Annotated in this window: 8 protein-coding genes; 2 read left to right on the top strand and 6 right to left on the bottom strand. The window is 73.5% G+C overall.

Annotated features, from left to right (window positions below):
- Positions 1–21 precede the first annotated feature (21 nt).
- The 5 genes from ACGFRF_RS33705 to ACGFRF_RS33685 all read right to left on the bottom strand — a co-directional run bounded on the left by ACGFRF_RS33705 (position 22) and on the right by ACGFRF_RS33685 (position 6712).
- A complete protein-coding gene (locus ACGFRF_RS33705) occupies positions 22–831 on the bottom strand; it encodes a hypothetical protein (RefSeq protein WP_393746534.1) in 810 nt (269 codons plus the stop codon).
- A gap of 197 nt (positions 832–1028) precedes the next feature.
- Positions 1029–3413 carry an Orn/Lys/Arg decarboxylase N-terminal domain-containing protein gene (locus ACGFRF_RS33700; protein WP_393746532.1) on the bottom strand — a complete coding sequence of 795 codons (2385 nt, stop codon included), beginning with the start codon at positions 3411–3413 and terminating at the stop codon, positions 1029–1031.
- Positions 3414–3553: 140 nt separating this feature from the next.
- Positions 3554–4573, bottom strand: a complete 1020-nt coding sequence (locus ACGFRF_RS33695; RefSeq protein ID WP_393746530.1) for a TolB family protein — start codon at positions 4571–4573, stop codon at positions 3554–3556.
- Complete coding sequence (locus tag ACGFRF_RS33690; protein WP_393746528.1) at positions 4570–5823, bottom strand: MFS transporter; 1254 nt, start codon at positions 5821–5823, stop codon at positions 4570–4572. The genes ACGFRF_RS33695 and ACGFRF_RS33690 overlap by 4 nt, the downstream gene beginning before the upstream one ends.
- Position 5824: 1 nt before the next feature.
- Positions 5825–6712: an alkaline phosphatase family protein gene (locus tag ACGFRF_RS33685; protein WP_393746526.1), complete on the bottom strand. Its 888-nt coding sequence runs from the start codon at positions 6710–6712 to the stop codon at positions 5825–5827.
- 131 nt (positions 6713–6843) lie between these two features.
- On the opposite strand from ACGFRF_RS33685, the gene ACGFRF_RS33680 reads away from it, so the two are divergent.
- Positions 6844–7731, top strand: a complete 888-nt coding sequence (locus ACGFRF_RS33680; RefSeq protein ID WP_393746524.1) for a DUF72 domain-containing protein — start codon at positions 6844–6846, stop codon at positions 7729–7731.
- A 293-nt stretch (positions 7732–8024) separates the two neighbouring features.
- Positions 8025–11024 (top strand): bifunctional [glutamine synthetase] adenylyltransferase/[glutamine synthetase]-adenylyl-L-tyrosine phosphorylase, encoded by a 3000-nt coding sequence (locus ACGFRF_RS33675; RefSeq protein WP_393746523.1) that lies wholly within the window; start codon positions 8025–8027, stop codon positions 11022–11024.
- Here ACGFRF_RS33675 and ACGFRF_RS33670 read toward each other — a convergent pair.
- Complete coding sequence (locus tag ACGFRF_RS33670; protein ID WP_393746521.1) at positions 11006–11884, bottom strand: phosphatase PAP2 family protein; 879 nt, start codon at positions 11882–11884, stop codon at positions 11006–11008. The genes ACGFRF_RS33675 and ACGFRF_RS33670 overlap by 19 nt on opposite strands.
- Positions 11885–11910: the final 26 nt, after the last annotated feature.

Here is an 11910-nt window from a genome sequence, read left to right as displayed (position 1 = left end):
GTGGGCGAGGCGGCGGACATCTCACACCTCCGGGAAGGTCCGGCCCGGCGTGTCCTCCGGCGGCACACCGACCACCGGCGGGACCTGCGGCGGTGGTGGCACCGCCGCTCCCGTGCCGGGCTCGGCGGGGGGCCCCGGCGGTGTCTGCGGGGAGGTTCCGGGTGCTGGCGCCGCCGGGGCCGAGGCGGGCTCCGCGGTGGACGCGGGGAACGGCTGCGGGGAGGTCCCGGGCGCGGGCTCCGCGGCGGCGGGCGGCAGCGGCTGGGGAGTTGCCGCGTCCGTCACCGGTCGGTCCGGCCGGGCTGCGGCCTGCTCCCGCCCGGATCCATCGGACCGGGAGGCGGTTCCCGCCGCCTTCGCCAGGCGTCCCACCGCGAGTCCGGCCAGCAGCGCGCCGCCCAGAAAGGTGCCGGGGCGCCGACGCGCGAATCGCTGGAGGTCGGAGACGACGCCCTGGGCCCCCTGCTTCTCCAGATAGTCGGCCGCCCGGTGTCCCTTGTCGGCTGCCTGGGCCGTGAGGCTGCGGGCCGGGGAGTCCTGCCGGGCGTTCTCGGCGAGCCCGGACAGGTCGTGCGCCCACTGCCGCAGCGCGTCGGCCGCACGCCTGGTCTGATCCTCGGCCTCGTCCACCACCCGGCTGAACACCTGGTCGATGGCGGTTCCCACCTGCTGCCGCGCCTCTCCCGCGACCGCCCTGGTCTGTTCCGCCGCGGTCCCGGCGACGTCGGTCGCCGCCTGCTTGGCCTGGCCGGCGGTCGCGCCGGCCTCCGTTATGACCTTCTCCCCGGTGGCCCCGGTGGCCCCGGTGCCGGTCTGTATGGACTCACTCATCGGCGACTTCTCCTCATCGGATGGTTCGCGTGCGGTCTCGTGCGTGCGCCGCCCGGGCGTGGGCCGCGAGCCCGCGCCGGGCACCGCACGGGACCGTCCGTCCCGCCTCGAGTGGCCATTTGTCCGTATTTAACACGTGTGTTGGGATATTAGGTGGCGCGTTCTCGACCTGAGGGGACGCCTGCCGGAACACCGCGTCAGTCCCGGCGCAGGCACTCGATCTCGTAGTCCCCGGTGTCCTCGTCGAGCGTCACGCCATGGGTCTCGCTGCGGAAGCCCGGGAAGCGGCGGTCGAAGGTCTCCAGGGCGGTGAGGTAGCGCAGGAGGGGGCCGTCGGCGGTACCGGTGGACTCGCCCGGCATCAGGACCGGGATGCCGGGCGGGGTGACGGTGACCATGGCGGCCGCCACCCGGTTCGCCGCGTCGGCGATCCTGATCCGCTCCGTGCCGCCCCGCACCAGCCGCTGGTAGCAGTGCTGCGGCGGGAACACCGGCTCCGGCAACTGCTGGAACGCGGTGTCCAGCAGCTCCACCAGGCGCGCCGAGCGCAACTGGTCGTGCATCTGCCGGCACAGTTCGCGCAGCGTCAGGCCCGAGTAGCGGCGGGGGTGCGCGGCGACGGCTTCCGGCAGGACGCGGTCCAGCGGGGCGTCGGCGTCGTAGAGGGCCTTGAAGTCCATCAGGGCGTCCAGCAGCGTGCCCCATTTGCCCTTCGTGATGCCCATGGAGAACAGGATCAGCGTGGTGTAGCTGTCGGTCTTCTCCACGACGATGTTCCGGGTGGCCAGGTACGCCGTCAGGACACGCGCCGGGATGCCCTCCTCGGCCATTTCGCCGGTTGCCGTGATGCCGGGGCAGGTCACGGTGACCTTGATCGGGTCGAGCATGCAGTGGCCCTCGGTCAGCCCGGGGAAGCCGTGCCAGGCGGCGCCCGGCTCCAGCAGCCAGCAGGACTGCGCGGTGCGCAGCAGCTCCGGCGGGGCCTCGTCGAAGGGCAGGCGCTCGCCGGTCGCCGGATCGGTGACCTCCTCCGGCTGCCAGACACCGAAGAACCACGGCGGACGGTCCCCGGCGCTCTCCGTTCGACGGCGCAGCCGCACCATCTCCTGCCGGAAGCGGATCGCCTCCGTCACCGCCTCGTCCACCAGCCACTCGCCCTGCGGGCCGTCCATCATCGCCGTGGCCACGTCCAGCGAGGCGATCATCGGATACAGCGGCGAGGTGGTGCCGTGCATCATCAGCGCCTCGTTGAAGCGGTCGTGCTCCACCGGCGCCCGGGGCGCGGGCCGCACGTGCACCATCGCCGTCTGCGACAGCGCGGCCAGCAGCTTGTGCGTCGACTGGGTCGCGAACACCGTCGGCCGGTCCGGGCCGGGGAAGGCCTCCGCGTCCACCGACATGCCGTACCGGCCGGCGTACAGCGGGTGGAAACGGGCGTACGCGAACCACGCCTCGTCGAAGTGCACCCGGGGGGTGCTCGCCGCGAGCGCCCGCGCGGCCGGCACGGCGGCGTAACTGAGGCCGTCGTAGGTGGAGTTGGTGAACACCGCGTACTGCGCCTGCCGGGACACTGCCGCCTCGGCCAGCGGGTGCGCGGCGATCCGGGCCGCGATGGCGTCCGCCGCCAGCTCGGCCGGGGGCAGCGGTCCGGCGAGGCCGTACCCGTTGCGGGTGGGCACCAGATAGACGGGCCGGGCCCCGGAGACCACCAGCCCGTGCAGCACCGACTTGTGGCAGTTGCGGTCCACCAGCGCCAGTTCGTCCCGGGTGACGCTGAAGTGGCCGACCAGGCGGTTGCAGGTGGAGTCGCCGTGCAGCACGAAGTAGGTGAGATCGGCCCCGAAGACCCGGGCCGCGTTGCGCTCCGCCTCACCGATCGGGCCGGTGTGCTCGAACAGCGAGCCCAGTTCCTCCACCGAGATCGACAGGTCGCTGCGCAGCAGCCGTTCGCCGAAGTAGTCGTGGAAGGCGCGCCCCGCCGGCGACTTGAGGAAGGCGACGCCACCGGAGTGGGCCGGGGTGTGCCAGGAGTACTCGTGGGCGTCGTCGAAGCGGCGCAACGCCCGGAAGAAGGGCGGCAGGACGTCCTCCCGGTACGCGCGGGCGGCACTGGTGATCCGGCCCGCGATGAACCCCGGCGTGTCCTCCAGCGGCCACACGTACCCGACGACCGTCTCCGACACCCACAGCGGCAGATCCCGCACGCCCTCGCCGGCCATGACCAGGAAGACCGGCAGGTCCCGGAAACGGCGCCCGATCCGCCGCAGTACGGCGGCCCCGCCGGGCAACCCTTCGGCCCCGGTGCCCGGGGTCGGCGCGCCCCCGGGCGCGGCGAGCGCGGCCCCCGGCCCGTCACCGGCGGTGCGCGCCGCACCGGAGCCGGGCAGCTCCCAGGCGACCAGCGCCGCCGCCAGCCCCGCCTCGGTACGCAGCACCGCGTCCGCGTCCTCGGCGGTGACCGCCCAGCGCACCCCGAAACCGCCCGCCTCCACGGCGTCCCGGATCTTTTGCAGCTGCTCGGCCCCTGCGCCCTCGGCGCGCGGATGCTCCGGTACCGCTACCAGGATCTTGCTGTCGGCCATCGCGCACCCTCGCCCTTCCCGGCGGCCACCCGGCCACCTCCCGGCAAGTGTCCGGGCGGCCCACCCAGGCGGGCGGCGGCCTTCGGCCGAAACCACCGTGATGACGGAAACCCCCGTCCGGGCGTTGACCCGCGGCGCGGCTACCCCAGATACACGGGCGACACGGCCGCCGTGGTGATCCGCCGAGCCGCCCCCGACCCGTCCGCCGGAACCTCGTACAGGTCGGCGCCGTAGTCGCCCGGCAGGGCGTACACGAGCGTACGGGCGTCCCGCCACACCACCTGGTCGTCCACGCTCCTCGGCTCGGCGAGCGGAGTCTCGCGCATCGTCCGCAGGTCGAGCACGTACAGATGCCAGGGGGCGTCCGCCGGCAGCCCCTCGACCCGCTTCTTGTACGCGACCCGGGTGCCGTCCGGGGACAGGGACGGGCACTCCACGTTCACGTGCAGCGTGGTGACCGTACGGCCGCGCAGGTCCCCGCGGACCAGATACGTCCGCCCCTTCGTCGCCAGCGTCGCGTAGAACGTGCGGTCGTCCGACGCGAACGTCACCCCCCAGAAGTTCACGTCCGCCGCCCGGTAGGGGCGTCCGTCCTTGACGATCCGGAAGGCCTCCAGGGACGGGATCAGCGCACCGCTGCGAACGTCCACGATCGCCGCGCGCGTGGAGAAGTGCGTACCGGCGTACGAGTCACCGCCCACGAACGCCGTCCAGGTGGCGAAGTGCCCGGTGGGGGAGACCCGGGCGCGGGACGGGATGCCCGGGACGTCGTAGCGGGCCACGGTCCGCAGGCGCGCGTCGAGGACGAGCGCGCGGTAGGTGTCCGAGACCGGCCCGTGCACCGCCTGCAGGCACACTCCGGTGCCCGAAGCGGCGTGGAAGCGCAGGCACGTTACGCCCGAGGCGGTGCGCGGGCCGGCCGGGTCGGCCGCCGGGACGCTCGTCACCTCGTCCCGGTGCGGACCCCACGCCATGGAGCGGAACAGCATGCGCCCCTGCCCGCTCAGCGTCACCGTCCCCGGCGTGACCTGCGGGCCGCCCGCCCGGGCGTGGTCGCGGCGGTCGGCCCGGGCCGAGGCGTGCAGCACGGCGGCCAGCCCGACCGCCGCCAGCACGGCGACGGCCGAGACCAGGATCAGGATGCGGCTGCGTACGGTCATGCGGTCACCGTCTCCTTCGGACGCAGGGTGAGGGAGTACGCGGCACCCGTGGTCAGTGCCACCGCCGCCCCGGCCAGTGCCGCCCGGTCGCCCCACGCCGTCCAGGCCGCGCCGAACAGCAGCGAGCAGGCGAACCGCGCCAGCGCCTGCCCGGTCTGCACCAGGGCGAGACCCGAGGAGCGCAGGGCTTCCGGGACCCCGTCCGAGGCCGCCGCCATGAGCACCCCGTCGGTGGCCGCGTAGAAGCCCCCGTGCAGGGCGAGGACGACGTACGGCAGGGCGGTGCCGTGCCAGGAGGTGAGCAGGAGCCCGTACGCGAGCAGCAGACCGCCGTGCCCGGACAGGAAGACGGTCCACCTGCCCACCCGGTCCGCGAGCCGGCCGAGCGGTACCGCGAGCAGCAGGAACGCGCCCGCCGTGCCGAGCGGCAGCAGCGTGAACCAGCGGTCGGGAACGCCGAGCCGGCGCTGGAGCAGCAGGTAGACGAAGGAGTCGCTGACCGTGGCGAGGCCCAGCAGCAGCGCGCAGACGGTGATCCGGCGCAGCTCACGGCGGCGCAGCAGCCCCACGGCGGCCCGCAGGGTGGGCCGTTCGGCCGGAGCCGGCCCGCCCCTGCCTCCCGGGACGAACAGCACCAGCACCAGAACTCCCAGCACGGCCACACAGAAGCTGACGGTGAACACCGCGTCGTAGCCGTCCACGGTGGCCCGCAGGATCAGGAACGCCACCAGCGGGCCGAACAGGGCGCCCGCGGTGTCCATCGCGCGATGCACCCCGAAGGCCCGGCCACGGGACTCGGGCGTGCTCGCCAGCGAGATCAGCGCGTCCCGTGGAGCCGTCCGCAGCCCCTTCCCCGTCCGGTCGGCGGCGAGGACCAGGCCGATCGGGGTGAGCGAATGAGCGACCAGCAGCAGCGGCTTGCACACCGCGGACACGGCGTACCCGAATCCCGCGACCCACTTGTGCCGTCCGCCGCCCCGGTCGGCGAGATGCCCGCCCACGAGCCGGACGAGTGCCGAGAACCCGTTGTAGACGCCGTCCAGCAGCCCGAAGCCCAGCGGGGAGAGGCCGAGCCCGGTCACCAGGTACAACGGCAGTACGGCCGTGACCATCTCGGACGAGACGTCGGTGACCAGGCTGACCGTCCCGAGGGCGAGGACGGTGGGCGCGACCGCGGCACGGCGCCGCCCGGCGGGAGGCCGGACGGCACCGTCAGCGGACGTACGCGCGCGGCTGTCCGCTACGTACACGTCAGGACGCCCAGATGCCGGTGATGTCCTTGGCGCTGGCCGCGTTGCCCGCGTGCGTGGTCAGACCCTGGGTGTCCTCCAGGGTGCGCAGCAGGTCGTAGTGGTTGTACGTGGTGGAGCCGGACGACCCCGGCGTGACCGGCCGGCCGTACAGGACCGTCGGGATCCGGTTGCCGCTGAGCCGGTTGTCCTCGTCGAAGGTGACGACGAGCAGGCTGTTGTGGGTCTTGGCCCAGGTCGCGTACGCGCCCAGGTTGTTCTTCAGCCAGGTGTCACCGGTGGACACCGAGCAGTCGTGCATGTCGCTGCACAGGTTCGGGACCACGAACGACATCTGGGGCAGGGTCGAGTAGTCCGTCGGGAACTGGGCGAACGTCTTCGCGCTCGACGTCGGTACGTTGCCGAACCCGAACCAGGGGTTGTGCTTGCGCGCGTACGTGCCGCTGCTGCACGTGGTGGAGCCCTGACTCGGCAGGGTCTCGTTGTAGCTGGCCCAGCTGCGCCCGGCGGCGATCACCTCGGACGCGAGATTGGGCGCGGACGAGAAGCCCGGGGTGTAGCAGCTGTCGTCCGTGACGCCCTGCGTCGAACCGGAGAACAGGGCGAAGTAGTTCGGCTGGCTCGGGTGGGTCTGGGCGTACGACTGGGTGAGATTGGCGCCGCCGGACTTCAACGAGTTGATGTACGGCGCGCTGGAGGAGCCGATGACCTGGCTGTAGGCGTGGTTCTCGAACACCACCACGACGACGTGATCAGGACTGGGCACGGAGCCCGCGGCGTGCGCGGACTCGCCGCCGAGCCCGGCCCACAGCCCGATTGCGGTTGCGGCGAGGGCCGTTGCGGACGCCACGACGGTACGGGCACGGCGGTACACGGAACTGCCGGACACATCAACCTCCGGGGTGGGGGAGATACGGGGCGGGCGGTGCGGACAGAGCATGCGCACGCCAACATTCCGGTGGCCGACGTGAGCCGACCCCGTGGGTGAAGACCCGATGAACGGCGGGTACTCACGCCCGCATGACGCGGATTCTCGTGGGCACATGCGGCTGGACCGACCCGGCACTGCTCCGGAGCGGCTGGTACCCACCCGGCCACCGCACCCCCGAGGGACGCCTGCGCCACTACGCGACCCGCTTCCCCGCGGTCGAAGCGGACTCCCCCTACTACGCCCTCCCGACAGCCCGCACCACCCAGCTCTGGGCGGACCGCACGCCCCCAGGCTTCCGCTTCGACGTCAAGGCGTTCTCCCTCCTCACCGGCCACCCCACCCGCCCGTCCGCCCTCCCCGCGGACCTCCGCGGCCACCCCCGCGACGAGGGCCTGCTCACGGAGACCTGGACCCGCTACGCCGAAGCGCTCACCCCCCTCCGCCGGTCCGGCCGCCTGGGCACCCTCCTCTTCCAGTACCCGCCCTCCCTGACCCCCGGCCCCGCGGCGGAGACCTTCATCCGTGCCGCCCGGGAACGCGCCCGCGACTGGCCGTTCGCCGTGGAGTTCCGCAACCCCGCCTGGTGGCGCACCGACCGCACGACCGCGTTCCTCAGGGACCTGAACGCCACCGCCGTAGCCGTGGACACCCCCCAGGGCCTGCCCACCTCCCTCCCCCCGGTCACCCCCGTGACCACCCCCCACCTGTCCCTGATCCGCTTCCACGGCCGCAGCCCCCACTGGGGCACGGGCACCAAGGAGGACCGCTTCCGCCACACCTACGCCCCTGAGGAACTCAGGGCCTGGCTGCCCCGCGTCCGCGCCCTGGCGGAGGCGACCGAAGAGATCCACATCCTGTTCAACAACTGCTGCGCCGACGCGGCACCGAAGGCGGCGCAGACCATGCACCACCTCCTGGCCACGCTGCCCCACCAGCGCAACCACGACGCCGCGCGGGCCAGTTCGGCCGGCACCTGAGGCAACGGCGGGTGCGTCACCCGAACGGCCCTCCGCCTCGGGCACGGTGCGGTCGCGTACGGCGGGAAGGGGCGTGCCGGGTGGTGTCCGCCCGCAGCGGCCGGAGCCCGACACGCCCCGGAACCACGCAGGAACCCCCGGCACGCCCCGGAGCCGCCACGGAGTGACCCGCGGCGGCCCGGAACCGGGGGCGCCACCGGAAGTCACCCGGAGCCACCCCCAGCTCCCCGCCCCCACTGCGGTTAGGCTCTGGCCAGGACGACCTTGATCCGACGTACAAGGGGAGGCCGAGCATGACGCCGGGGCGCCGAAGCAGCACCTTCACCCGTCTGCTCCGGCACGGCTTCACCGACCCCTCCGCCGCCGAGCGCCTCCTGGACAGCCCCGAGCTGGCCCCCGTCCGCGACGACCCGGTCCTCCTGGAGGCCCTCGGCGCCACCGCCGATCCCGACCTCGCCCTGCACGGCCTGGTCCGCCTCCTGGAGGCCCAGAACGGCCCCACCGCCCACCGCGAACTGCTCGACACCCTGATAGCGGCCAAGCCCCTCCGCGACCGCCTCCTGGGCGTTCTCGGCGCCTCCGCCGCGCTCGCCGACCACCTCACCCGCCACCCCACGGACTGGCAGGCCCTGGTCACCTACGAGCCCCGCGACCTCCACCCCGGCGTGCTGGAGTTCGAGCGCGGCCTCGCCGAGGCCACCGACCCCGTCTCCCTCCGCGTCGCCTACCGCCGCTGCCTGCTGTCCATCGCGGCCCGGGACGTCTGCGGCACCACGGACGTCGCCGAGACGGCGGCCGAACTCGCGGACCTCGCCACCGCCACCCTCCGCGCCGCCCTGGCCATCGCGACGGCCGCGGCCCCGGAGGACGCCGCGGCCTGCCGCCTCGCGGTGATCGCGATGGGCAAGTGCGGCGGCCACGAGCTGAACTACGTCTCCGACGTGGACGTGATCTTCGTGGCCGAGGCAGCCGACGGCACCGCCGAGGCCAAGGCGCTCGGATCCGCCACGAAGCTCGCCTCGCACCTCATGCGGATCTGCTCCGAGACGACCGTCGAGGGTTCCATCTGGCCGGTGGACGCCAACCTCCGCCCCGAGGGCCGCAACGGCCCCCTCGTCCGCACCCTCAGCAGCCACCTCGCCTACTACCAGCGCTGGGCCAAGACGTGGGAGTTCCAGGCCCAGCTCAAGGCCCGCCCGGTGGCCGGCGACCCGGACCTCGGCCAGGCGTACATCGACGCGCTGGAACCCCTCGTGTGGAAGGCGGCGGAGCGCGAGAACTTCGTCGCGGACGTCCAGAAGATGCGCCGCCGGGTGGTGGAGAACATCCCCGCGGCCGAGATCGAAAGAGAACTCAAACTGGGCCCGGGCGGCCTGCGCGACGTCGAATTCGCCGTCCAGCTCCTCCAGCTGGTGCACGGCCGCACCGACCCCTCCCTCCGCAGCGGCACCACCCTGGACGCCCTCCAGGCCCTGGCCGCCGGCGGCTACGTCGGCCGCGAGGACGCCGCCCGCCTCGACGAGGCGTACCGCTTCCTGCGCTCCATGGAGCACCGCATCCAGCTCTACCGGCTGCGCCGCACCCACCTCGTCCCCGAGGCGGAACCGGACCTGCGCCGCCTCGGCCGCTCCCTCGGCCTGCGCACCGACCCGGTGGCCGGCCTGCACCGCGAGTGGAAGCGGCACACGGGTGTCGTACGGCGGCTGCACGAGAAGCTCTTCTACCGCCCGCTGCTCGACGCGGTGGCCCAGCTGGCGCCCGGCGAGGCCCGCCTGCGCCCCGAGGCGGCCCGCGAACGCCTGGTCGCCCTCGGTTACGCCGACCCGGCCGCGGCCCTGCGCCACCTCGAAGCGCTGGCCTCCGGAGTGACCCGCAAGGCGGCGATCCAGCGCACCCTGCTGCCGGTGCTGCTGGGCTGGTTCGCCGACTCGGCGGAGCCCGACGCGGGCCTGCTGAACTTCCGCAAGGTCTCCGACGCCCTCGGCAAGACCCCCTGGTACCTCCGGCTCCTCAGGGACGAGGGCGCGGCGGCCGAGAACCTGGCCCGGGTGCTGTCGGCGGGCCGCCTCGCCCCCGACCTGCTGATGCGCGCCCCCGAGGCGGTGGCGCTGCTCGGCGAGGGCGACGGCGGTGGACTGGAGCCCCGCGGCCGCGCCCAGCTCGAGCAGGAGATCCTCGCCGCCGTCGGCCGCGCGGAGAATGCCGAGCAGGGCGTCACCGCGGCCCGTGGCGTGCGCCGCCGCGAGCTGTTCCGCACCGCCGCCGCCGACATCGTCGGCTCCTACGGCACCGAGGCGAGCCCGGTCGAGGCCGACCAGGGCGCCCTGGTGGACCGGGTCGGCGCGGCCGTCTCCGACCTCACCGCGGCCACCCTCGCCGGCACGCTGCGCGCGGTCGTACGCGAAGGCTGGGGCGACACCCTGCCCACCCGGTTCGCGATCATCGGGGTGGGCCGCTTCGGCGGCCACGAGCTGGGCTACGGCTCCGACGCGGACGTGCTGTTCGTGCACGAGCCGCAGGACGGCGTGGACGAGCAGGAGGCGTCCGCCGCCGCCCACAAGGTCGTCGCCGAGATGCGCCGCCTGCTGCAACTGCCCAGCGCCGACCCGCCGTTGCTCATCGACGCCGACCTGCGCCCGGAGGGCAAGTCGGGTCCGCTGGTACGCACCCTGAAGTCGTACGAGGCCTACTACCGCCGCTGGTCCCTGGTCTGGGAGTCGCAGGCGCTGCTACGGGCCGAGCCGGTCGCCGGTGACGAGGACCTCGGCCGCCGCTTTACCGAGCTGATCGACCCGCTGCGCTATCCGGCGCAGGGGCTCGACGAGGACGCCGTCCGCGAGATCCGCCGGCTGAAGGCCCGTATGGAGTCCGAGCGCCTGCCGCGCGGCGCCGACCCCAAGCTGCACACCAAGCTGGGCCCCGGCGGCCTGTCGGACGTCGAGTGGACCGTGCAGCTGTTCCAGCTCCGGCACGGCCACCAGGTGCCCGGCCTGCGCACCGCCCGCACCCGACAGGCCCTGTCCGCGGTGCGGGCGGCCGGGCTGCTGAGCACCGAGGAGACGGAGATCCTGGACGAGGCGTGGGTGCTGGCCACCCGGGTGCGCAACGCGGTCATGCTGGTCCGCGGCCGGGCCGGGGACACGTTCCCCACCGAGCCCCGCGAGCTGGCCGCGGTGGGCCGCTACCTGGGCTACGGCGCCGGGCACGCCGGCGACATGCTGGACGCCTACCGCCGTACCACGCGCCGGGCGCGGACGGTGGTGGAGGAGCTGTTCTACGGCAACGGGGCCTGAGCCGGCGACGGGGCCTGAGCCGGCCGCGGCGTCCGGGCCGGCGCCGGCCTCGGCAGGGCGTGGGGCAGCGCGCCGTACCAGAGCCGGGCGACCGCGAAGCCGAAGGTCAGGCAGAGGACGCCGCCCACCGCGTCCAGCCAGAAGTGGTTGGCCGTGGCGACGATCACCAGCAGGGTGACCGCCGGATACAGCAGGCCCAGCACCCGCGCCCACGGCACCGACGCCAGCGCGAAGATCGTCAGCCCGCACCACAGTGACCAGCCGATGTGCATCGACGGCATCGCCGCGTACTGGTTGGACATGTGCTTGAGGTCGCCGGAGGCCATCGAGCCCCAGGTGTGGTGCACCATCACGGTGTCCACGAAGTGCCCGCCGCGCATCAACCGGGGCGGCGCGAGTGGGAACAGATAGTAACCGACCAGGGCCACACCCGTGGTCGCGAACAGGACCAGTCGGGCCGCCGCGTACCGGCCGGGATGCCACCGGTACAGCCACACCAGCACGCCCAGCGTGATGACGAAGTGCAAGGTGGCGTAGTAGTAGTTCATGCCCACGATCAGCCAACTCACCGAGTTGAGGCTGTGGTTCACCGATCGTTCGACGGCGATGCCCAGATCGTGCTCGACGCGCCAGATCCAGTCCGCGTTGCGCAGCGCGGCGCCCCGCTGCTCCGGGACGGCGTTGCGGATCAGTGAGTACGTCCAGTAACTCACCGCGATCAGAAGGATCTCGAACCACAACCTGGGCCGCCGCGGACGGCGCATCCGGACCAGCACGCCCTGTCCGACCTCGCCCGTGACGGCCCGCGGATCGGCCACCTCCTCGCGACCTTCCGGCTCTGTCACGGTCGAGTCACTCATAGGCATCAAGTCTGCCAGACAAGGCT

This window comes from Streptomyces sp. NPDC048521, assembly GCF_043199855.1.
GTDB lineage: Bacteria > Actinomycetota > Actinomycetes > Streptomycetales > Streptomycetaceae > Streptomyces.
This window is presented reverse-complemented; position numbering and strand designations above follow the sequence as displayed.